Source organism: Haloferax sp. ATCC BAA-644, assembly GCF_000336975.1.
GTDB lineage: Archaea > Halobacteriota > Halobacteria > Halobacteriales > Haloferacaceae > Haloferax > Haloferax volcanii.
This window is the reverse complement of sequence record NZ_AOLF01000003.1, coordinates 124,026-145,626: the sequence shown is the minus strand read 5'-3', so window position 1 is coordinate 145,626 and position 21,601 is coordinate 124,026. Positions and strand designations below refer to the sequence as shown.

The 21,601-nt window shown below is 63.9% G+C and carries 18 protein-coding genes; 3 read left to right on the top strand and 15 right to left on the bottom strand.

The annotated features are described in order from the left end of the window. Window positions 1-12 precede the first annotated feature (12 nt). Window positions 13-1,599, bottom strand: a complete 1,587-nt coding sequence (locus C458_RS03395) for an ABC transporter substrate-binding protein (RefSeq protein ID WP_008573215.1) — start codon at window positions 1,597-1,599, stop codon at window positions 13-15. A gap of 221 nt (window positions 1,600-1,820) precedes the next feature. On the opposite strand from C458_RS03395, the gene C458_RS03390 reads away from it, so the two are divergent. Continuing rightward, window positions 1,821-2,525, top strand: coding sequence for a creatininase family protein (locus C458_RS03390; RefSeq protein ID WP_008573214.1), 705 nt, complete (start codon window positions 1,821-1,823; stop codon window positions 2,523-2,525). A gap of 84 nt (window positions 2,526-2,609) precedes the next feature. On the opposite strand, the gene C458_RS03385 is transcribed toward C458_RS03390, so the two are convergent. Next, window positions 2,610-4,022 carry an amidohydrolase gene (locus tag C458_RS03385; protein ID WP_008573213.1) on the bottom strand — a complete coding sequence of 471 codons (1,413 nt, stop codon included), beginning with the start codon at window positions 4,020-4,022 and terminating at the stop codon, window positions 2,610-2,612. Between the two features lie 364 nt (window positions 4,023-4,386). Here C458_RS03385 and C458_RS03380 point away from each other — a divergent pair, with 364 nt between their 5' ends. Further along, window positions 4,387-5,151, top strand: a complete 765-nt coding sequence (locus C458_RS03380; protein WP_008573211.1) for an IclR family transcriptional regulator — start codon at window positions 4,387-4,389, stop codon at window positions 5,149-5,151. Between the two features lie 134 nt (window positions 5,152-5,285). Here C458_RS03380 and C458_RS03375 read toward each other — a convergent pair whose 3' ends face one another. The 13 genes from C458_RS03375 to rhcC all read right to left on the bottom strand — a co-directional run bounded on the left by C458_RS03375 (window position 5,286) and on the right by rhcC (window position 20,725). Beyond that, a complete protein-coding gene (locus C458_RS03375) occupies window positions 5,286-7,235 on the bottom strand; it encodes an archaea-specific SMC-related protein (protein ID WP_008573209.1) in 1,950 nt (649 codons plus the stop codon). Window positions 7,236-7,314: 79 nt separating this feature from the next. Further along, window positions 7,315-7,938, bottom strand: coding sequence for a rod-determining factor RdfA (gene rdfA / locus C458_RS03370; RefSeq protein ID WP_008573207.1), 624 nt, complete (start codon window positions 7,936-7,938; stop codon window positions 7,315-7,317). A 782-nt stretch (window positions 7,939-8,720) separates the two neighbouring features. Then, window positions 8,721-9,518: an L-rhamnose 1-dehydrogenase gene (gene rhcB, locus C458_RS03365; protein WP_049897096.1), complete on the bottom strand. Its 798-nt coding sequence runs from the start codon at window positions 9,516-9,518 to the stop codon at window positions 8,721-8,723. A gap of 51 nt (window positions 9,519-9,569) precedes the next feature. Then, window positions 9,570-10,421 (bottom strand): 2,4-diketo-3-deoxy-L-rhamnonate hydrolase, encoded by an 852-nt coding sequence (gene rhcF / locus C458_RS03360; RefSeq protein ID WP_008573203.1) that lies wholly within the window; start codon window positions 10,419-10,421, stop codon window positions 9,570-9,572. 99 nt (window positions 10,422-10,520) lie between these two features. Continuing rightward, window positions 10,521-11,279 (bottom strand): IclR family transcriptional regulator, encoded by a 759-nt coding sequence (locus C458_RS03355; RefSeq protein WP_008573200.1) that lies wholly within the window; start codon window positions 11,277-11,279, stop codon window positions 10,521-10,523. Window positions 11,280-11,502: 223 nt separating this feature from the next. After that, on the bottom strand, window positions 11,503-12,531 hold the full coding sequence (locus C458_RS03350; RefSeq protein WP_008578673.1) for a TIGR03560 family F420-dependent LLM class oxidoreductase: 1,029 nt from the start codon (window positions 12,529-12,531) through the stop codon (window positions 11,503-11,505). Window positions 12,532-12,533: 2 nt separating this feature from the next. Next, window positions 12,534-13,739: an L-rhamnonate dehydratase gene (gene rhcD / locus C458_RS03345; RefSeq protein WP_008573197.1), complete on the bottom strand. Its 1,206-nt coding sequence runs from the start codon at window positions 13,737-13,739 to the stop codon at window positions 12,534-12,536. Window positions 13,740-13,826: 87 nt separating this feature from the next. After that, window positions 13,827-14,861, bottom strand: coding sequence for a 2-keto-3-deoxy-L-rhamnonate dehydrogenase (gene rhcE, locus C458_RS03340; RefSeq protein WP_008573196.1), 1,035 nt, complete (start codon window positions 14,859-14,861; stop codon window positions 13,827-13,829). A gap of 169 nt (window positions 14,862-15,030) precedes the next feature. Further along, window positions 15,031-16,218 (bottom strand): ABC transporter ATP-binding protein, encoded by a 1,188-nt coding sequence (locus C458_RS03335; protein WP_008573194.1) that lies wholly within the window; start codon window positions 16,216-16,218, stop codon window positions 15,031-15,033. Window positions 16,219-16,312: 94 nt separating this feature from the next. Continuing rightward, window positions 16,313-17,284: a carbohydrate ABC transporter permease gene (locus C458_RS03330; RefSeq protein ID WP_008573193.1), complete on the bottom strand. Its 972-nt coding sequence runs from the start codon at window positions 17,282-17,284 to the stop codon at window positions 16,313-16,315. After that, window positions 17,284-18,210, bottom strand: coding sequence for a carbohydrate ABC transporter permease (locus tag C458_RS03325; RefSeq protein WP_008573192.1), 927 nt, complete (start codon window positions 18,208-18,210; stop codon window positions 17,284-17,286). Before C458_RS03325 ends, C458_RS03330 begins: the two co-directional genes overlap by 1 nt. Window positions 18,211-18,268: 58 nt before the next feature. After that, the gene (locus tag C458_RS03320) at window positions 18,269-19,642 is read right to left on the bottom strand and encodes an ABC transporter substrate-binding protein (protein ID WP_008573191.1); all 1,374 of its coding nucleotides are present in this window, start codon (window positions 19,640-19,642) and stop codon (window positions 18,269-18,271) included. Between the two features lie 213 nt (window positions 19,643-19,855). Continuing rightward, window positions 19,856-20,725, bottom strand: coding sequence for an L-rhamnono-1,4-lactonase (rhcC, locus tag C458_RS03315; RefSeq protein WP_008573190.1), 870 nt, complete (start codon window positions 20,723-20,725; stop codon window positions 19,856-19,858). A 79-nt stretch (window positions 20,726-20,804) separates the two neighbouring features. On the opposite strand from rhcC, the gene C458_RS03310 reads away from it, so the two are divergent. Next, a complete protein-coding gene (locus C458_RS03310; RefSeq protein WP_008573189.1) occupies window positions 20,805-21,107 on the top strand; it encodes an L-rhamnose mutarotase in 303 nt (100 codons plus the stop codon). Window positions 21,108-21,601 lie beyond the last annotated feature (494 nt).

Below are 21,601 nucleotides of genomic sequence, written 5' to 3'. Positions count from 1 at the left end.
GACGGGGTACCGTCATCTGTCGACGGAGACGTTGTTGTAGCCGGTGAGGAGCCGCGGGTTCTGCGGCGAGACCGGGTGGACCTGGAAGTCGCTGACGGTGGACTTCACGCCGTAGGAGTTCTTGTAGTTGAACGCCGGGAGGTGGACCTTCTCCTCCAGGAGCGTCGAGATGGCCGACTGGTAGAGCTGTTGGCGCTCGTCGCGGTCGGTCGACTCCCGCGCGCCCTGAATCTGCTCCATCACCTCGTCGTTCTTGTAGTAGACGCCCTGGTTCACGCCCTCTGAGTCCTCGTGGAACAGGTTGTAGATGAAGTCGTCGGGGTCGGGGTAGCGGACCCACCCGAGGACGTAGATGTTGTAGTCCGAGGCGTTGCCGGTGTAGGCGCGGCTGAGCATCGCGCCCCAGTCGAGCCGTTCGACGTGGGCCTCGTAGCCGGCCTCCTTGATGCCGTTGGCGATAGAGAGGCCGATGTTCTCGCGGTTGTCGTCCGGCGGGACGATAATCTTCGCGTCCCAGTCGGCGGGGACGCCGGCCTCCTCGAACAGCGCCGTCGCCTGCTCGACGTCCTTGTCGTTCGGAATCTCCATCCACTCTTCGAGCGGCATCTCCCACTCTTCGACCATCGGCCCCGGAAGCGGGCCGTACTGGCGGAGTCCGGCCGGGTCGATGTAGCGGTCGACCGCGTCGTCCATCGAGAAACTGTAATCGATGGCCTCGCGGACGCGCTTGTCGGCTGTCGGCCCCTCGTTGCAGTTGAACGCGACGTAGAAGTAGCCGACGCTCTCCACCTCGGAGATGCTCGTGTCTTCGGTGCTCTCGACGGTCTCCCAAAGTCGGGGCGGAATCGTCTCGATAACGTCCACGTCGCCCGTCCGGAGGTTGGTGACGCGCGTCGTCGACTCCGTGATGGGCGTGAACTCGACGCCCGCGACGTTGGGCAGTTCGTCGCCCCAGTAGTCGTCCCAGCGTTCGAGCGTGACGTAGTTGCTCTCTTCCCACTCGACGAACTTGAACGGCCCCGAGCCGATGGGCTGTTGGGTGCTGAACGCCTCTTTGTCCTCCTCGCGGACGGCCTCCGGCACGACCTGATGGGTGAGGACGTGCTGGAACATCGCGTAGGGGTTCGAGAGGTCGAACTGGACGGTCGTCTCGTCGATGGCCTCGACGGAGTCGATGACGCTGAAGATGCCCAAGAGGGGCGTCTCCTCCTCGATGGGCGCGCGGAACGAGTAGGCCACGTCCTCGGCGGTGACCGGGTCGCCGTTGTGGAACATCGCGTTATCGACGATTTCGACGATGTATCGGGTGTTGTCCCGCTCGATGGTCGGCATACTCGTCGCCAGATTCGGGACCACGTCGGTCCCCTCGCCGTAGGTGTACAGCTGGCTGAACACCCGGTTCGCGACGAGCGCGTCGGGGTTCGAAAGCTGCGTTATCGGGTCGAATCGGACGGGGTTCAGCGCCTGGCCGATGTGTATCGTCGCGTCGGAACCGCCGGCGGCCGTTTCGGTCGCGCCGCCCGCGGTCGTTTCGCCGCCACCGCCGTCGCCCTCGCTCGTCGTTTCGGACCCGGAGTCGGACGTACAGCCGGCGAGCAAGACGGGTATCGACGCACCCGTCGTTTTCAGTATATCTCTACGTGAGACACTCTCTCTCATCATTGACGCCGAATCATTTCGGCATCACCGACTTAAGCGTTTGCATACCGTGTGTTCGTTTCCCGTTGTCTGCTAAAAAACCCGGTTCAAAAAGTATTATATATGGGTGCTGTGCGTATCTCCCTATGGACTCAACGGAGTCACAGTCGCTCCTAGCGGAGATGACGTGGCAGGAAGCCGAAACCGCGTTCGACGAGGCGGACTTCGTCGTGCTCCCCTGCGGGGCAACCGAACAGCACTCGACGCACCTCCCGACCTCGGTCGACTCCATCCGAGCGGAGAACCTGACCGCGGAGCTCGCCGCGGCGGCCCCGGAACACGACTTGAATCTCCTCGTGCTGCCGGTGCTCCCGTACGGCTACTCGGAGCACCACATCAACTACGCGGGGACGATCTCGCTCGGAGCCGACACGTACCAGGAGATAATCATCGACGTGGGCCGGTCGGTCCAGCGCCACGGCGGGACCCGGTTTCTCGTCGCCAACTTCCACGGGGGGAACATCGAACCGCACAAACTCGCGCTCGACCGACTCCAGCGCGACCACGGCCTCGACTCGTACTACGCCCATTGGACCGACTTCGCCCGCGACCAGTTAGAGGCGCGGTTCGGCACCGAATGGGGCCACGCCGGCGAGTACGAGACGAGCGTCATCGAGCACTACTGTCCCGACCTCGTCCACGGCGACCGCAAGACGCCGCAGACGAAGAAGAACCGCTACGAGGTCCGCCAGTACGCCCACTTCGACGACCTGACCGTCGAGGGCGGCCTCGGCGACCCGACGCAGTCCGACCCGGAGTTCCTCGAAGAAGTCATCGAGTCGACGACCGACCGCATCCTGACGCATCTCCGGTCGGAACTGGAGTAACGCGAGCCTCGGCGACGGGGAGACAGACGAAAGCGAGCGAAACTGCAAACCGAAACGAGAGCTGATTTTCCCGACGCTCGCCGCCTACAACGTGAGGTGGAACGGCGGCTCCGTCCCCTCCGGCAGCGCACACTCGTAGTCGCCGGGGACGGACGCTTCGAACTCCTCGCGGGCCGCCGCCACCAGCGCCTCGTCCGAAAACAGATCGAGCGTCGTCGCCGCGAGGACCTTCGCGGCGTACACCGCGGCCTTCGACCCGAAGCTCCCGTTGGCCGCGACGGCCTGCCACGTGTGCGAGGGCGTCCCCACCGGCCACGACGCCGCCCAGAACTGCGCGGTCGGCGTAATCCAGCTCACGTCGCCGACGTCCGTCGAGCCGTTGAGGACGGTCCCCACGTCGTAAGAGGGCTGGGCGTCCGGATACAGCACCGACGAGCGCGCCGCCTCGCGCCGCTCCTCGGGGAGTTGCGCCGTCCGCGCCTCGATTGTCTCCGCCGAGAGCGTCTCCTGAAGCTCCGCGGCGAACTCGCGGTCCTCGTCGGTGTACGGGATGGGGCCGGCGAGTCGCATGTTCTCCAGCAGTGCATCGGACAGCGCGTGGTTCGCCACGTAGTCGTAACAGCCGGTGTGGAACCGCCGGGAGACCGTCGTCTGGGTCATGAGCGCCGCGCCCTCGGCCACGTCGTCGAGCCAGTCGGTGATGCGGTCGACCTCGTCGCGGGTCGGCGCGCGGACGTAGAACCACGCCGTCGCCTCCGCGGGGACGACGTTCGGCGCGCCGCCGCCGTCGGGGATGGTGTAGTGGATGCGGGCGTCGTCGGAGACGTGCTCGCGCATGAACTCCGACCCGGTGTTCAGCAGTTCGACGGCGTCGAGCGCGCTCCGACCCGACTGCGGGCTGTCGGCGGCGTGCGCCGACTCGCCGTGGAACGTGTACTCGACGGAGTTCATCGCGAGCGTCTGCGCCATGAACGGCGCGCTGAGATGGCTCGGGTGCCACGTGAGTGCGGCGTCGAGGTCGTCGAACGCCCCGTCGCGGGCCATGAACACTTTGCCGACGAGTATCTCCTCGGCGGGACAGCCGAAGAACGTGACCGTTCCCTCGGCCCGCCCGTCGTCGATGGCGCGCTTCGCGGCGAGGGCGGCCCCGACGCCGGCGACGCCGAACAGGTTGTGTCCGCAGCCGTGTCCCGGTGCGCCGGCCTCGACAGGGTCCCTGTTCGACGACACCGTCTGCGACAGTCCGGGCAGCGCGTCGTACTCCCCGAGGATGCCGACGTGCGGTTCGCCCTCGCCGTAGGTCGCGCTGAACGCCGTCGGCATCCCGCCGATGCCCTCGGTGATGTCGAATCCCGCGTCGCGGAGGACCGACGAGAGCAACTCGGCGGATTCGGTCTCGTGAAGGCCGAGCTCCGGCTGCGCCCAGAGCGACTCGGTGAGTGAGACGAGTTCCGCCTCCAGCGACTCGACCGTCTCGAACGTCTCGTTGTGGTTCATTGCGTCTCGTGCGATTGGACTGGAGAAACGATAATAACACTTCCGGAGCGGTGAACGTTCGGGCTTCGAATCACCCACTGAACGCACGATTCACGAGGAACGAATCCAAACACCGGGAGACGCCGAAATCTGACGAGCGTCGTTACTCCCGCGTTTTGGACGCTTCCGGACCGCTCTCTGCCGGTTTTCGCCCGTTGACCTCGCCGTCTTCGAGGCGGGGCGTCGCACCCCAATCCAGCCGCAAACCATGCACATAGTTCACAAACAGCTCGTTTCGGCGTCAGCGTGGCCCGTATTCGTTAGCGGACAACTGGTATTCGGGAGCAGCGAAAATACTATGTGCAATGATGACCACCCGCAGGTAATGACCGAAAATGCGAACGACCGCTCGCTCAAAACCACGGTCACAACCCTCAGAATCGTCGAATTACTCAGGGAACGCGACGGGGCCGGCGTGACCGAAATCGCCCGCGAACTCGACATCGCGCCGAGCACCGCACACACCCACGTAACGACCCTCGAAGCGCAGGAATACGTGGTTAAAGAGGGTGATACGTATCATCTCGGGCTTCGCTTCCTCGGTCTCGGGAACTTCGTGCGGACGCGGAAACGCCGATTCGGGAAGGCCGAACACTACACCAACGTCCTTTCGGAGGAGTCAGAGCGGCGCTCGATTTTCACCGTCGAGGAACACGGGCGAGGCGTGTACGTCCACACCGCACCCGGAAAACACGGCGTCTGGACGCAGTCGACGGTGGGAAAGCGCGTCTATCTCCACTCGACGGCGAGCGGGAAAGCCATCCTCGCCAACATGCCGCGAGAACGGGTCCGAGAAATCGTCGACCGAATCGGCCTCCCGAAGGAGACCGAACAGACGATTCACGACGAGGCGGCGCTGTTCGACGAACTCGACGAGATTAGAGAGCGCGGCTACGCGCTGAACGTCGAAGAGCAGATAAGCGGGGTTCGCGCGGTCGGTGCACCCGTCATGGGGCCGGACGGAGACGTGTTCGGCGCGCTGAGCGTCGCCGGTCCCTCCAACCGGATGAAAGGCGAGCAGTTCGACCGTCTCACCGAAGTCCTCCTCGGCATCGCAGAGGAGTTGGAACTGAGCATCGCGCTCTCCTGAGCGCGTCGCCCTGTCGCCGTCAATACCCAGTTCGTGACACACCTAATAGTGTAACTCGAAACGAGATGCGCCGTTCGCGACGCGACTCGACGCGGGGGATGAAAAACGAGAAAAACGAAGCGCTGTCGGCGTCGTTACGCCGGCGAGTAGCGCGGGTACGCGCTGTCGACGGCCTGTGCGTCCTCTTCGAGGAGGGCGACGGCGAGGAAGTCGGCGTAGTCCGCGAAGTAGTCCACGAGCCGCGAGATGCGGTTCGAGTCGATGGCTTCGAGCGAGTCGAGGACCATGAACGGCACCGTCTCGTAGACGTCGTGGATGAGGTAGCCCGCGAGCGCGAACACGAGGCCGGTCACCTCGCGCTCGGACTCCGAGAGGTGGGCGACGGAGTCCTCGTAGCTCACGCCGTCTTCGTTCGTCCGGATGACGTGGAGGTCGAACACCGATTTCGTGACCTTCCTTCGGCCCTCCCGAACCCGCTTTTCGGTGCGCTCGATCCAGATGCGTTCGAGGTTGTCGTATTCGAGCACGTCGAGGACGTCGTCCATGTGGGTGTTGAACTCCTCGACGGCCTCGGATTCGAGGCGCTTGATGCGCGTCCGAAGCTCTTCGAGTTCGTCTTCGATGTCCTCGCGGGCCGCTTCGAGTTCGTCGCGCTCGTCGAGTTTGCGCTCGATGTCGGCGATTTCGTCTTCGACGTCTTCGAGGTCGCTGCGGAGTCGGCCGAGGTCGTATTCGAGCTGGTTCGCCTCGCGGTGGAGGTCGAGCAGGTCGCCGTGTTCCTCGCTTTCGAGTTCGTCGACGGTCTGTTCGAGCGAGTCGATTTCGGCTTCGAGGTCCGAGCGGTCGGATTTGAGCTCCTCGATGCGCTCTTGGCGGGTCTCGCGCTCGCTTTCGATTTCGGAGAGGCGGCGCTCGATGCGGTCGCGCTCGCGCTGGCGGCGCTCGTAGGTGGACTTCTCGTCTTCGAGTTCGGAGAGCTGTTCGCGGTGGTCGCGGTTGTCTTCGAGCTTCTCCTCGCGGAGCGACCGAAGGCGTTCGAGCGTTCCTTCGATTTCGGACTTGTCGACCTCGGAACCGCACGTCCAGCAGACGACCTGGTCGTCACCGAGCAGTTGGTCGGTGACGCTCCCGCCGGCGTCGTCGGCGTCGCGGAGCGCGTCCACGACATCCGAGGAGGTGCCCGAGAGCATCTCTTCGTTGAACTGAATCACGGACTGAAGCTCGTTGACGGTCGACTGAATCTCCTGCCGACGCGTCCGGAGCCGGCTGATTTCGGACTCGATTTCGTCGAGTTTGCCCCCTGCGACCTCCGGGAGGTCCTCGGCGTCGTCCTCAAGCTCCGCTTCCTCGGATTCGAGCGCGTCGAGGCTCTGTTTTTCGGTCTCGATGCGGCGGTCCACGTCGTTGATGTCGCGGCGCTTGCTCCGAAGGTCACCGAGCTTGGATTCGAGTTCGCTCTCGACTTCCTGGCGCTCGCTCACGCTGGCGTCGTACTCCTCGACCTCCTGTTCTTTCTCCGCGAGTTCGTCTTCCTTCTCCTCGATTTGGTCTTCGAGCTTCGTCCGCCGGCGTTCGAGCTGCGGCAGGCGGTCGGAGAGGTTGCTGAGCGTCGAGAGCTCGTCGGCGATATCGCGTTTCTCCTGCTGGAGCGACTCGATCTGCTCGTTGATGGACTCGACGTCGACCGGGCGCATGATGAGGTCGCGGAGGTCGTCGCCGCGGGCGACCGCCTGTCGGGCGTCGTTCGTTTCGAGCAGGAACGCAAAGAGGTCCGCGAGGTCCGGGTCCTCGAGGACGGGGTTCCCGCCGGAGATGACCGTGTCGCCCTGCCGCTCGAACGTCCGAGTGTACGTCTCGTCGCCGATAGTGAGTTCGACGGAGCCCTCGTCGGCGTCGCCTTTGAGCGCCACGTCGTCGCTCCCGTGGGCGGCCATGATAGACCGCAAGAGCGACGTTCGGTTCGTGGCGTTTCGACCCGCCAAGACGGTCACGCCCGGCTCGAACGACGTTGACAGATTGTCGATGCCACCGATGTTCTCGACCGAAAGGTGGACTTTGGATTTTGACACTTGTTCTGAGCTCATACCTTGACCCAACAGGTACACCAATATAAAATCACCCGTTGAGTCGAGGATAATGTGACAGCGCTAAGTATGTAATCGGTTAGTTCGATTCCCTTTCGTCGCAGTCGCACCCGCCGCGCTGGAGCAGTTCGACGACCTCGTACTGCGTCCCGCAGTCGCGGCAGTACACTTGCGTGTCCACGAGGACATCGAAGTCCCCGAGTCGGAGTTTGCTCGTGTTGCGGAGCGAACTCAGACTCTGCTCGATGACCGCGACCAGTCGGCCGCGGAGTCGCTGGATGGACTCGATGACGTTGTCGATTCTGTTTCCTGACGAGGAGTCCTTCGAGACGCCGCGAATATCCGTCAGGTAGGTGTAGACCGCCTGATGAGAGACGAAATCCGAGAGCAGTTGGTCGACGTCGACGCCGCGGGACTGGAGCGTGTTCTTCGCCTGAACGCGCATCCCCTCCGTGGTCTCGTCGCCGGTGAGAAGCGTGTACAGGTTCTCGACCTCGCCTTCGAGGACGTCCTCGCCAGCCTTGCGGAGCGCGGCGTCGAGCACCTTCTCGTTCATCAGATCCGCGAGGTCCCGGAGGCTGTCGCTGTCCTCGGGAGCCGTCCAGCGGTCGGCGAGCTGCTCGCCGAATCCGTCCAAGTCGTACGTCTCGATGACCCGCTCTACCTTGCTTAGGCGACGGTTCGTGCTTTGGTCGGTACCCATTACTCGTTTTTCACACGGTGGCGTGAAATATCTTCAGGTTTGGAGAGCGATTCGTCACACTCGGTGAGGCGCGTTCGTCGGAATCGAACCAGTAATATCCGGCAATGTCGGATGAGATAGGTGGGGTTCGACGACTCACGCGGAGACTGGGCAGTAACGCGGGGCTGGAGTCGGGAATGCAGACGCTACGTAGGACGGGAGACGACCGAAAAATAGAGCATCAATGGGACGTTGTGCTCGGTCGGTAGCCGCGCCACGTGTTCACGAGTATCAGTTGGGCAGGCGTACTCGGTGGGGGCTACCGTGCGTACAGTATGACTGAGTACTGATGGCTATCGTGCTGGGTGCACGGGATGCTGATTACACATGGGTCGGACTGCTCCAACCACATGCTATTACACGGCACACCAATATGTGAATTATGTTTATGACTATTATTGCCACGGAGGCGAAATCCGGTGCGCAAAGCCACGAGCCTGTCGCTGAGTGTCAGCGGTGAATTGGACGAGTCACGGACGGCGACGACAGGCCACCAACTGCGACGACGCGAGGCGATGCGGACATCTCCGAGTCGCTTGATTTCGCTCCTCACGGCGGTCGCGTGCGCCGCGACGGGCACGCCGCGGTTCAGTTCGCCCGGCCGCCAGATGCTACACAATCAATATCCGATAATACCGGACTGCGTGTGAGTGCTGTGGCCGAACGCTCGGGGTCGGGCTCGGGCAGTCGAAAGCGCCGATTTCGGACGCTTCGGGCGACTCTCGAAGTCGTCGCGGCGAACACTAGTGTTTGAGGTAGCCGCCGTCGACGGCGATGGACTCGCCGGTTATCCAGTCGCCCTCCTCGGAGAGGAGCAGGACCGCGACGTGGCCGACTTCTTCGGGTTGGCCGATTCGGTCGAGGATGTGCGCGTCGAGCGTCTCCGCGAGGATTTCGTCCGGCGACTTACCCGACTGCTCGGCGTGCTCGTCGAGCCACGCCTCGACCATCGGCGTCTCGACGGTGCCGGGCTTGAGCGCGTTGACGGTGACGCCGTGGTCGCTGAGTTCCTTCGCCAGTACGGTCGTGAAAGCGAGGACGGCCGCCTTGGAGGCGCCGTACGCGCCCTGTCCGGCGAACGGCCGCTCCGCGCCGACCGAGGAGATGTTGACGATGCTGCCCTCGACATCACCGTCGACCATCCGGGCGGCGACGGCCTTGGAGACGAGGAACGTCCCCTTGGCGTTCACCTCGAAGTGGAGGTCCCAGTCGTCTTCGGTCGTTTCGAGGAGCGGGACGGCCTGCTGAACGCCCGCGTTGTTCACGAGGCCGTGGATGTCACCGAGCGAGTCGATAGCGGCGTCGACGGCGGTTTCGACGGCCTCGGCGTCCGTCACGTCGACCTCGTACACCGCGGCCTCGCCGCCCTCCTCGCGGACGAGGTCGGCCGTCTCGGCGGCCACCTCGGGCTTCGTGTCGAAAATCGATACGTCGGCCCCGGCGCGGGCGCAGCGGACCGCGATGCCGCGGCCGATGCCGCGCGCGCCGCCGGTCACGACGATATGCCTGTCTCTCAGTCGGGTGTCTGTGTGCGTGCTCATAGTCGGTAGTTCCGGGATATCCTATAAATAATTGTGCTGTACGGCGGTCGATTACTCGTCGCGCTCGGCAACGACGGGGTTCGTGAGCGTGCCGATGCCCTCGATTTCCACGTCGACGCTGTCGCCCGGTTCGAGCAGTTCCGGCGGGTCGCGGAAGATGCCGACGCCGCCGGGCGTGCCGGTGGAGATGACGTCGCCGGGTCGGAGCGTCGTGATGCCGCTGATGTACTCGACGACCTCGTCGACGCCGAAGATGAACTCGGAGGTGTTGGACTCCTGTTTCGTCTCGCCGTTGACGCGGCAGGCCACGTCGAGGTCGTGCGGGTCGAGGTCGGCCTCGGGGACGAACGTCGGCCCCATCGGGGCGAACGTGTCGTAGCTCTTGCCGCGGAAGAACTGACCGTCGTCGAACTGCGCGTCGCGGCCGCTCACGTCGTTGATGGCGGTGTAGCCCGCGACGTAGTCGAAAGCGTCCTCGGCGTCGACGTTCTTGGCCGTTTGGCCGATAACGACGCCGAGTTCGACCTCGTAGTCGACCTCGTCGATGGCCGCCGGGTGGACGATGGGGTCGCCGGGGTTCGTGACGGACGTGCCGGCCTTGCCGAACAGGAGCGGGCGTTCGGGGACCTCCTCGTCCTGTTCTTCGGCGTGGTCGTGGTAGTTGAGGCCGACGCAGACGATTTTGCCGGGGCGCGGGACGGGCGCGAGGAGCTTCACGTCCTCGACGGGGACCGACTGGTCCTCGGCGGCGTCCGCGGCGTCCTCGACGACGGTGAGGAAGCCGGGGCTGTTGAGGTTCTGGACGGTTACGTCTTCGCGGAGGCCGGAAAGCGGGACGACATCGTCGTCGCGGCGGACGCCCCACTCGGGAGCACCGCCCGCGGTGTATCGAACGAGTTGCATCGTTACACTCTGCCACACCGTGATACGTAACTGTTGCGCTCTACGCAGCATTGCGACGACGGGAGCGAGGCGGGCGACCCGAGGCCGCCGACCCGCCGACTACGAGTACGTCAGGTTCACCTCGATGACGTTCGCGCTCTTGAGAATCTGGTTCGGCAGTTCCTCGGTGAATCGCTCCTCGCGCATCCGGCTTTTCGGCCCCGAGACGCTCACGGCGGCGATGGCGTAGTCGTCCTCGTTGAGTATCGGCGCGGCCACACAGCGCATGCCCTTGACGCGCTCTTCGTCGTCGTAGGAGTAGCCGCGCTCGCGGACCTGCTCCAACACGTCGAACAGTTCCTCGCGGTCCGTGATAGAGCGGTCCGTCACCGACTCCAGTCCGTGGCGGTCCAAGATGCGCTCGATTTCCTCCCGCGGCCGGTTCGCCATGATGGACTTCCCGAGCGCCGTCGTCTGCAACGGGACGCGCATCCCGGCGTGGGTGTCCAGACGAACGGCGTCGGGACCCCGCGAGCGGTACAGAAAGACGCCGATACCGTGTTCCTCGATCATCAGATTCGCGTGCTCGCCGGTCACCTGCGCGAGTTCGTTTATCTCGGGGCGGGCGATGTTGAACACCTTCTGTCGAGAGCGCGCGTGCGCGCCCAACTGGAGGAACCGCGTGCTGACGTAGTAGGTGTCGCCCTCCTTGACGAGGTATTCCTGTTGCTCCAGCGTCCGCAGGTGGTCGTGAATCGTGCTGGTCGGCTTGTCCAGTCGCTTGGCTACCTCCGAGACGCCCGCCCCGTCGAGTTCCCGCAGGAGGTCGACGAGTTCGAGCGAGATTTTGACCGCGTTGACCGGGACGTCCTTCGTCATAGTTGGGTATGAACCCTCGTCCCTCAAATGTCTTTCCGCTATTGCCGGAAACGATGGCGAAGAGACGAGCGACGACCTCGGGTGGGGTGCGAGGATATTTTGAATAATTTAAATAACCCAAATTCCGTGTCTATCGAGGAGACAACTGACGAGAGGATGCGAAAAAAGAAAGCGAGTGCGCGAGGGCGACGCGAGCGCGAGGCGCTCAATCCGCGGGAGCACCTCAGTTGAACTGCGGGATGACTTCGTCCGCGAACAGTTCCATGCCGTCGGTGTCGGGGAAGTCGATGAACCAGCCCTGGAACTTCGTCACGCCGGCGTCGATGCGACGCTCGATAGCCTCCGCGCACTCCTCGGGCGTCCCCATGATGAAGTACTCGCGGGCGTCCTCCTCCGTCACGATGGGCGCTTGGTCCTGATACTCTTCTTCGAACTGGATGGGCGTCATCAGGTCGAGCAGGCGGTCGAACTTCTCCTCGTCGCGGGTGCAGATGACGTGGCCGTCCCACGAGTACTCGATTTCGTCGGGGTCGCGGCCGACGGTCTCGCAGTGGTCTTCGATGACGCCGATTTTGTGTTCGAGCGTCTCCACGTCACCGTTGAACACGTCGGTGTTCCACACGTCGGCGTGTTTGGCGACGAGTTTGAGCGTGACCTCCTCGCCCTGCCCGCCGACGAGGATGGGCGGGTGGGGGTCTTGGACGGGCCCGGGGACGCAGTAGGCGTCCTCTACCTGGTAGTGCTTCCCGTCGAAGCTCGCGCCGTCGGTGCCGGCGGCCCACATGCGCTTCATGAGACGGATTGACTCGTCGAGCCGCATCAGGCGCTCGAAGCCGTCGCGGTACTCCCAGCCGTAGGCGTCGTACTCCGGCTCGTGCCAGCCCGCGCCGAGACCGAGTTCCAGCCGCCCGTCGGAAATCACGTCGAGCGTGGCCGCCATCTTGGCGACGAGCGCCGGGTTGCGGTAGTCGTTACAGAGGACGAGCGAGCCAAGGTTGATGTCCTCGGTGAAGCCGGCGATGGCCGACAGCAGCGTCCAGCACTCGTACTCGGCGTGGTCGCGGCCCAACAGCAGGTGGTCGGGTGCCCACGCCGCGTCGAAGCCGAGTTCCTCCGCCGTCTGGACGCCCATCTTGGTCGTCTCCCAGTCGAGCGCCTCGTACTGCGGCGTGTCGCGGTGCGTCGGCTCGGTCCCCTCGTCGGGCGCGCCGGCGAAGACGGGAACGTTGTACTCGAAGCTGATGTCCGACATCGTCACTCGATGGCGAAGTGTTCGAGCGCCTCGCGGTTCAGTTGCGTGCTGACGCCGGGCTCGTCGGGGAGCGGAATCGACCCGTTTTCGGGCGACGGCGGGTTCTGGAAGATGGCGTCGGCGTAGGTCGACTCGCGTTTCTCCTGTCGCTCCTCGAACCACTCGGGGGTCGGGAAGTACTCCGCCATCGGCATGTTCGTGTGCCCGGCGATGGCGTGCAGCGTCGGGTTCGTGCCGGCGTGCGGGATGACGGGCACGTCGTGGACTTCGGCCATGTCGGCGACCTTCTGGAGCTCCGTGATGCCGCCGACGCGACCCACGTCGGGCTGGAGGATGTCGACCGCGCCTTCTTCGAGGAGGTCCTCGTGGCCCCAGCGGGTGAACTCGTGTTCGCCGCCCGAAATCGGCATCGGCGCGGCCTCGCGGACCTCGGCGTAGCCGGAGATGTCGTCGGCGATGACCGGCTCCTCGACCCACGCCATGTCGTACTTGCCGAGGCGTTGGGTCATCTCCTTGGCGTACTTGACCGACCAGCCCATGTAGGCGTCGCCCGCGATTTCGATGTCGTCGCCGACGGCGTCGCGGACGGTGGCGACGATTTCCTCGTTTTTCTTCATCCCCTCGCGGCCATCTTCGGGGCCGTGGAGGAAGCGGAGTTTCATCGCGTCGAAGCCCTCCTCGACGTACTGGATGGCCTCGCGCTCGAGTTTCTCCATGTCGACGGGGTGGAGGTTCGACGCGTAGGCGGGAATCTCGTCTTTGGTGGGGCCGCCGAGCAGTTCGTACACCGGCTTGCCGGCGTCCTTCCCGGCGATGTCCCACAGCGCCTGGTCGACCGCGCTGATTGCCATGACGGCGACTCCCTTCCGGCCGAACGGGAGCGTGGCGCGGTACATCTGTTCCCAGAGAAGCTCGCGCTGTGTCGGGTCTTCCCCGACCACGATTTTCGACAGCGTCTCCTCGACGACGGTGGCGATGGCTCCGGTACCCCAGTTACCGACGCCGACGCCGGTTATGCCCGCGTCCGTCTCGACCTCGACGACCACGTCGCCCACCGGGCCCATCCACTCGCGGCGGGCCTGCGGGTTCTCCCCGTCGACGTTGCGGTACTCGTCGTACTTCGACATGATGGTGACGAGCGGGAATTCGATGAACTCGCCCCACGACTCGTTGCTGATTTTCGTCGCTGAGATGTCTGTAATCTCCATGATTTGTTTGGTACGACCTCACATCCAATCGGCACGGGTAAAATAGTTTCTGTCGTTGGGCGGTTCGCGGCCGGAACGCGGGGCCGTTCAGCCGTCGAACTGGAAGACCGGCTTGCAGGTCTCCGAACCGAGGAACGCTTCGAACGCCGCGGCGGGGTCGTCGACGCTGTAAGAGGTGTCGAGAATCTTCTCGACCGCGATTTCGCCGCGCTCCATCAGGCGAAGCGCCTGCTCGAAGTTCGTCCACGTCGAGCCGTAGGAGGTGTTGATGTCGACCTCGCCGCGGACGGTCGAGGTGAGGCTGAGTTCGCTCGCCGAGTTCGGGATGCCGACGACGACGATTTGGCCGCCCTTGCGGACCACGTCGTTCCCGGAGACGACGCCGCTGTGGTGGCCCGTGGCGTCGAAGACCACGTCGAAGCCGATGCCGTCGGTCTGCGACTCGACCCGCCCGTCGAGGCCGCCTTCTTCTTCGAGGTTCACCGTGTCGATACCGAGGTCTTCGAGCAGCGGGAGGCGATACGCCGCGTCCTGACCGAGGCCGGAGACGACGACGTTCGCGCCGAGGGAGTCGGCGACGGCGGCGACGAGCACGCCGATCGGGCCCGGCCCCTCGACGAGGACGTTGTCGCCGGGCGTCGTCACCGACTGGTCGAGGACCGCGCGGGTGGCGATGCTCGTCGGCTCCGTGATGGCGGCGTGCCGGAGGGGAACGCCCTCGGGCACCGCGTGGACGTGCTCGGGCGCGACGGTGACGTACTCCGTGTACGCGCCGTCGCGGTGCATACCGGTGATGGAGAAGTTCTGACAGACGTTGGGCTGACCGTTCTGACACTGGAAGCAGTGACCGCAGTCGTGAATCGGCTCCTCGACGACCGTGTCGCCGACCTCGAACGTCTCGACGTTCGCGCCGACCTCCGTGACCGTCCCGGAGTACTCGTGGCCCATGATTCGCGGGATGGGAATCCACTCGTAGCCGCCGTCGTACTTGTAGGCGTGAGCGTCGCTCCCGCAGAGTCCCGCGGTGTGGACCTTGATGAGCAGTTCGTCTGCGCCGGGAGTGGGAACCTCCCGCTCTTGTGTCTCTACCGATCGCGGCCCGGTCTGAATAATGGCTTTCATAGTTGCGAATAACCGTGTGGGTTCGTCTCGTTTTACACCATGTGAACACACCGATTAATATGTTTGGGTGCGGGCGGGGGATTTCGGCCGTAGCGCGGCTGAAGCCGCGGCTAAGAGGGCTTCGAAAGCCCGTCCGATAGGCGAAGGTGATGTCTCCCGGACGCTCGGCTCAGATTTCGACGCCGTCGGACTCGGACGACTGGGACTGCGACTGGACGGAGGCTCGGTTCTCGATACGCCGTCCCTTGCGCAGCGCCTCCGTCTGGGCGTCGAACAAGTAAACGTGTTCGGGCGCGATAGAAAGCGACAGCGTGTCGCCGGACGACAGTCCGTGGAACTCACCGATTTCGGCAGTAACGTCGCCCATCGGTCCGTTTCCGTGAACGATTGCTTTCGTGCCGACCGGCTCGACGACGCGGACCGCCACGTCGAACGTTAGCCCGTCGGCGCGGCGCTTGCTCGTCTGGTAGAAGTCCTGCGGGCGAAACCCGACGTTGACGCGCCCGGGCGGCACCTCCGTGTCGAGGGCATCGCTCGGCAGTTCGAAGTTCACGCCGTCGAGTTCGACGCGAGCGCCGCCGTCAGCGTCGGCGTCGGCGACGACGCCGTCGTAGATGTTCATGTCCGGGCTGCCGACGAACTGCGCGACGAAGAGGTTCGCGGGCTCGTTGAACACTTCTTCCGGGCGTCCCAGTTGCTGGAGCGCGCCGTCGTTGAGAACGGCGATTTTATCGGCAATCGTCATCGCCTCCTCCTGATTGTGGGTGACGTACGCGGACGTGATTCCGACCTCGGACTGCAGTTCGTCGATTTCGGTCCGCATCGTCTTGCGAAGCTTGGCGTCGAGGTTCGCAAGCGGCTCGTCGAACAGGAACAGCCGCGGCTCGCGGATGATAGCCCGGCCGAGCGCGACGCGCTGTTTCTGCCCGCCCGAGAGCTGTGCGGGCTTGTTGTTCAGGAGCTGTTCGATTTCGAGCATCGTCGCGACCTCCTCGACGCGCTCGTCGATGTCCGCCTTCGACATCCCGTTGTCCTCCCGCTTGAGGCCGAACCCGAGGTTCTCCCGGACGGTCATATGCGGATAGAGCGCGAAGTCCTGGAAAACCATCGCCACGTCGCGGTTGCGGGCTTTGATGTCGTTGACGACGACGTCGTCGAAGCGAATCTCCCCGGAGGTTGGCGTCTCCAGCCCGCCGATCATCCGGAGCGTCGTCGTCTTCCCGCACCCGCTCGGTCCGAGCAGAACGAGGAACTCCCCGTCTTCGACGTCGATGTCGAGGCTATCGACCGCGACGACTCCGTCCTTGTCGGGGTCGCCGAAAATCTTCGTGACACCGTCTACTGTGAGGTGTGTCATTGTAAAACATTACCGTAGAACGCCCCTTAAAGCTAGCGACTGAATACGAGAATTGGCCGCGGTGTGCGGCACCGAAAGACGGCGGCTGAGGGTGTTATCCCTTGATAGCGCCGCCGGTGAGTCCCTGCACGAAGTAGCGCTGGATGTAGGCCAGTCCGAGCAGGACGGGAAGCGAGATGATAATCGAGGCCGCGGCGACGACGTTCCACTGGGTGTTGAACCCCTGCACGAACGTCAGGAGCCCCGGCGGAACCGTGTACCGGGAGTTGTCGAGGAGCGTCAGCGCGAACACCAACTCGTTCCAGGCGAGGAGGAACGCGAAGATGAACGACGCGATGAGCGAGTTCCGCGCCATCGGCACGATGACGTACCAGAACGTCTCTATCGAGCTACACTGGTCGATGCGGGAGGCCTCGATAATCGAGTCCGGGAAGTCGTCGAAGAAGCCCTTCATCAGCCAGACGACGAACGGCGCGGTCATCGCGCCGTAGATGAGAATCAACACGAGGTGCGTGTTGAACAGGCCGAGCGCGGAGACGAGTTCCCACTCGGGGACCATGATGGCGGTCCCCGGGAACATCAGCGACGCGAGGAAGATGCTCATGAGGGCGTTCTTCCCAACGAAGTCGCGGCGCGAGAGCACGTACGACGCGGCCGTCCCGAGGACGAGCGCAATTGCGCCCGCGCCGACCGCGACCTTCAGGCTGTTCAACACGAGCGACAGGATATCGATATCGATAGCCGACGACGCCTGCCAGCCGAACAGGTTGGCGAACAGCGAGGTGTAGCCGCCCGCCTGAATCGACGACTCGACGACGAGCCGGAACCCCTCCAACGAGAAGTCGTTCGGGAACACCGTCGGCGGAATCTGCTGAATCTCCGCGGTGGTCTTGAACGCCGTCACGACCATCCAGTACAGCGGGAAGAGGACGAACGCGAAGACGACGAGCGTCAGGAGCGCGACCGCCGTCTTGCGAACGTACGCACCCGCCGTGGTGTCGAACAGCCACGACTCGTTCCGCCGGAACTCGGCGGCCGGGTCGGGGTCGGAGTCTTGTGCCGCCATCAGACGTCACCCCGCACTTGGTCGTACACCTGTATGTAGTAGTACGAGAACACGAGCAGGACGACGAACAGGATGAGCGACAGCGCCGAGGCCAGCCCCACGTCGAAGTCGACGAACGCCGTCCGGTAGATCATGACCGGGAGCGTGCTGCTGGAGACGCCGGGGCCGCCCTTCGTCATCACCCAAATCATCGAGAAGTTCCTGATGTTGTAGATGAGCATCAGGAGGAAGCCGATGGCGAGGTTGTACCGCATCATCGGGATGGTGATGAACCGGAACTGCTCCCACGGCGTCGCACCGTCCATCCGCGCGGCCTCGTAGAGATGCTCGTCGATTCCCTGCAAGGACGTGAGCGTCAACAGCGCGAACAGGGGCGCGAGCCGCCAAATCATCCCGATGATGGGCGGCCACAGCGAGAGTTCCGTCGAGCCGAGCATGACGATGTACTCGTCGATGACACCGAGTTGGACGAGCAGTTCGTTGATGATGCCCTGCGACCCGCCGAACATGAACTGCCAGATGGACGCGCCGACGACCCGCGGGAGGACCCACGGGATGAGCACGATTGCGCTCGCGACGCTCGTGTACGGGAGCTTCTCGTGGAGGAGCCAGCCCATCAGGAATCCGAGGACGATCGCGGCGGAGCTGCCGACGACGACCCACACGAGCGTGTTCCACAGGACCTGATGGATGGTCGGACTCGACCAGATTTCGGCGTAGTTGGCCAGTCCGATGAACTCGGCCTCGCTGGGCGCGAGCAAGTCCTTGTTGAAGAAACTCGAGTAGATGGCCTGCGCGATGGGGTAGAGGATGAACAGTCCGACGAGCGCCGTCACCGGTAGGACCGGGAGGTACACCTTGACCCCTTCGGGAATCCGTTCGGAGACGCTCTCGAACGACCCTCTCGCCTGCTTCGAGTAGCTCATGGCCTCGTCTCACCACCGCGGGCCCGCGGTCGTTCGAGCGACGATTCGAGTCGCATGGTCAGGCCAACTCCTCGTCGATGACTTCCTGAACCGATTCGTTCGCGGCGCTACAGGCCTCCTCGGCCGTCGCGTTGCCGAGGACGACCGGCTGGATGACCTCGGTGTTGATGATGCTCTGGACCGACGCGATGCCCGAGAACGACGGGAACCGCGAGGTTCGCGTGAACAGGTCGTCGTTCTCGTACAGCGTCACGAGGTCGCCGAACTGGCTCCGGAAGAGGTCGCTCGGGTCCTCGAAGGCGCTTTCGAGCGTCGGGACGCGCCCGCGGATACCCACGTCGTTTTCGGCGTCGTAGGTCCACGGCGCGAGCTGTTCTTCGGAGTTCCACCACTCGGTGAAGTCGAACGCGGCCTGCAGTTCGGCCTCCGAGTCGGTGCCGTTGCCGAGCATGAACCCCTGCGCGTTCTGCAGGAGCAGGTCGCGGGGTTCGAAGCTCCCCGACGGGCTGTCCGGCAGCGGCGCGCGGGTGACCGTGTGGCCCTCGCCGTCGAGCCACTCCTGCGGCGCGCCGGTCGTCTGGTAGACCGCGTTGGCGTGGGAGTACGTGATGAAGATGCCGGACTCGCCCTCGCGGAGGAGCCGCCCCGCGCCGATGTGGTCGTTCTCGGCCATCGAGTCGGGGAACAGTCCGGCCTCGGCGATGTCCTGATAGAGCCTGACGGCGTCGACGAAGCCGGGTTGGTCGACCGTCGCCTCCAGCGTCTCGGGGTCGAAGTACCGACCGCCGTTGGCGTAGACGAAGCCGATGAAGTAGCCGGTCGTCAGCCCGAAGTCGGTCCCCGGCGCGGTAATCGCCGCCGACACCTCGTCTAGCTCCTGCATCTCCTCGCCGAGTTGGATGAGTTCCTCCCAGTTGCGCGGCGGGCTGTCGAAGCTCGTCTGTTCGAGATAGTCGGTTCGGATGTCCACGAACGGGCCGAGGTCGGCGTAGCCGCCGGGGAGCCCCCACTGCCGCTCCCCGTCGGTGTCACCGAGACTGTCGTAGATTTGCGTATCGACGTTCGCCTGAATGAACCGGCTGTTTATCTCCTCTAGCTCGTCGGCGAACTGCTCTTGGTCGAGCGGTTGGATGGCGCTCGCGCCGACGTAGTCGGGAATCTGCTGCGTCTGGCCGGCCATCACGTCCGGGAGGTTGTTGTTCGCCGCCGCGGAGGCGATAATCTGGTACTTCTGTCCCCACTCTTGGTGCTGGTAGGTGACGTCGTGCTCGCCGTAACTGCCGTAGTGGTTACTGATGTACTCCCGTTCGGCGGGGATGCCGCCGAACAGCCAGAAGTCGAGAGACTGGGAGCCCGAACCGCCGCCGGAGCCGCCGGAGCCGTCGCCTCCGCCGGAACCCCCATCGTTGCCACCGTCGTTTCCGCCACCCATACAACCTGCCAACGCCGCGGTGAGACCCGCTCCGAGCCCAGTCACGTATCGCCGCCTGCTGAGCCGGTTCGATGAACTACTGTTTGCCATGGTGTACCATTACAAACCACTATAATTCATTATAATAAATATACCGGTGCCATCTAGAGCGAGAATAGCAGCCACCGAATCGACGATGGTGCGGGCGAGGCACGTTGTGACGACCGATTACACTCACCCGAGGTCGACGTGCCGCCGGAACGACTTCTCGGTCAGCCACGACCGATCGGCCTTCGACAACGAGTCGACCTGTTTGAGCCAGTTGCACGCCTCGGCGTAGCTGGCAACGTCGCTGACGTTGGGGTAGTCGGAGCCCCAGACGACCCGCTCGCGCCCGAAGGTGTCGAGGAGCCACCGGACGTGGTCGTGCATGTCGGCGTAGGGGAACGCCGAGTCGGACATATGGACGATTTCGGAGACCTTCACCGCGACCGAGTCGTGTTCCGCGAGGTCGGCAAACCGGGCGAACGTCCCCTCGTCGGTGGGGGTGTCCGGGCCCGCGTGGGCGAAGTGGTCGAACAGGTACGTGAGGTCGGGGTACGCCTCGACGAGTTCGAGCGCCTGGTCGAGTTGGCCGTGGTCGCAGAGAATCTGAACCGTGGCGTCGTGCTCGACCGCGGCCTCCCAGAACGCGGTCTCCTCGACGCTCTCTCCGAGCCACGTCACGCTCGGGTCGAACGTCTCCCACATGCGGTCGTACGGACAGGCCGCGCCGAGACGAAAGCCGAGGACGCCGTCGGTCTCCATGCAGCGGTCGAGGCGCTCGACGGCGTCGGCGGCGAAGGGGTCGAGCATCACGATTCCGTGGAGTCGGTCGTACTCGGATGCGACCCGGCGGGTGTACCAGTTGTCCGTCCAGTCGCAGATGGGGTAGCCCACGACGACCGCCTCGTCAACGCCGTTTCGGTCCATGTCGGCGAGCAGGCGGTCGGCGGTGTAGACGGTGTGCACGTCGAAGCTGTCGACGAGGTCCAAGATGGGGCCGTTGGTCCACGGGTGGTCCGGGCTCGCGGCACCCCACGCGTGGGTGTGGGCATCTATCATTACAGTCGACGACGGGCGTTCCCGTACTAAATCTTACCCGCCGAAAAGCTAAGACGGGTGCCGTCGAATCGGGGGTCGTATGGCGCGAATCGCATTCCACCTTGAGATAAAGGACGGCAAGCGAGAGGAGTACCGAACGAAACACGAGAACGTCCCCGAGGCGCTCGAATCCGCCTACCTGGACTCCGACGCCGGGCTACAGACCTACAGCGTCTTCGAGAAAGACGGCCACGTTTTCGGCTTCATGGAAGTCGACGACCCGGAGGCCATCCAAGAAGTCATGGACGACAGCGAGGCGCAGGCCGACTGGGCCGAGGTCATGAGCGGCATCACCGTCGAGACCGACGACAGTTGGATGGACGAAGTCTACCGGATGGTCTGACGCCCGAAAAACGAGAATTGTCCGGGCATGGCGGACGAAACGCCGTCCCGACCGAACATATCGAGATCAACAGTATCGAATAAATACCCATTGACTCTCGTTTTCGACCGTCTCAATCCCCACATCGGGGCGATTCCAGAATATTCCTGCGGCTCCGGTTCTACCGGATAGTTGTCCGGCGATAGCGGAAGTCCGCCCGGGGCGGAATCGACCAGTTGCGGTTGTCCGTCGAGGCGAGGGCGCAAGGGCGAATTGCGTGCTCTCGCCGGCAACGTGGATTGTACGCCGCAAATAATTACGCACATAGAACTGTAATTCAGAGTTAACTCCACTTAAATTGATTCAGGAATAATATCGTGACCGGACGTGAGTCAGTAACGCTGATGTCCGCCAGGGGAGAACGTGACGAAACGGCGCTACTCTGTACCGACAGCGCGTCTATCACGAATATTTAGGGCGTTGTCAGTGACCCACGACAGGAATCCAGTGTCCGG

Excerpts from the sequence above, each read along its gene's own strand:
- C458_RS03390 (WP_008573214.1), top strand. The coding sequence starts at position 1,821 with ATGACGTGGCAGGAAGCCGAAACCGCGTTCGACGAGGCGGACTTCGTC.
- C458_RS03385 (WP_008573213.1), bottom strand. The coding sequence starts at position 4,022 with ATGAACCACAACGAGACGTTCGAGACGGTCGAGTCGCTGGAGGCGGAA.
- C458_RS03380 (WP_008573211.1), top strand. The coding sequence starts at position 4,387 with ATGACCGAAAATGCGAACGACCGCTCGCTCAAAACCACGGTCACAACC.
- C458_RS03375 (WP_008573209.1), bottom strand. The coding sequence starts at position 7,235 with ATGAGCTCAGAACAAGTGTCAAAATCCAAAGTCCACCTTTCGGTCGAG.
- rdfA (WP_008573207.1), bottom strand. The coding sequence starts at position 7,938 with ATGGGTACCGACCAAAGCACGAACCGTCGCCTAAGCAAGGTAGAGCGG.
- rhcB (WP_049897096.1), bottom strand. The coding sequence starts at position 9,518 with ATGAGCACGCACACAGACACCCGACTGAGAGACAGGCATATCGTCGTG.
- rhcF (WP_008573203.1), bottom strand. The coding sequence starts at position 10,421 with ATGCAACTCGTTCGATACACCGCGGGCGGTGCTCCCGAGTGGGGCGTC.
- C458_RS03355 (WP_008573200.1), bottom strand. The coding sequence starts at position 11,279 with ATGACGAAGGACGTCCCGGTCAACGCGGTCAAAATCTCGCTCGAACTC.
- C458_RS03350 (WP_008578673.1), bottom strand. The coding sequence starts at position 12,531 with ATGTCGGACATCAGCTTCGAGTACAACGTTCCCGTCTTCGCCGGCGCG.
- rhcD (WP_008573197.1), bottom strand. The coding sequence starts at position 13,739 with ATGGAGATTACAGACATCTCAGCGACGAAAATCAGCAACGAGTCGTGG.
- rhcE (WP_008573196.1), bottom strand. The coding sequence starts at position 14,861 with ATGAAAGCCATTATTCAGACCGGGCCGCGATCGGTAGAGACACAAGAG.
- C458_RS03335 (WP_008573194.1), bottom strand. The coding sequence starts at position 16,218 with ATGACACACCTCACAGTAGACGGTGTCACGAAGATTTTCGGCGACCCC.
- C458_RS03330 (WP_008573193.1), bottom strand. The coding sequence starts at position 17,284 with ATGGCGGCACAAGACTCCGACCCCGACCCGGCCGCCGAGTTCCGGCGG.
- C458_RS03325 (WP_008573192.1), bottom strand. The coding sequence starts at position 18,210 with ATGAGCTACTCGAAGCAGGCGAGAGGGTCGTTCGAGAGCGTCTCCGAA.
- C458_RS03320 (WP_008573191.1), bottom strand. The coding sequence starts at position 19,642 with ATGGGTGGCGGAAACGACGGTGGCAACGATGGGGGTTCCGGCGGAGGC.
- rhcC (WP_008573190.1), bottom strand. The coding sequence starts at position 20,725 with ATGATAGATGCCCACACCCACGCGTGGGGTGCCGCGAGCCCGGACCAC.
- C458_RS03310 (WP_008573189.1), top strand. The coding sequence starts at position 20,805 with ATGGCGCGAATCGCATTCCACCTTGAGATAAAGGACGGCAAGCGAGAG.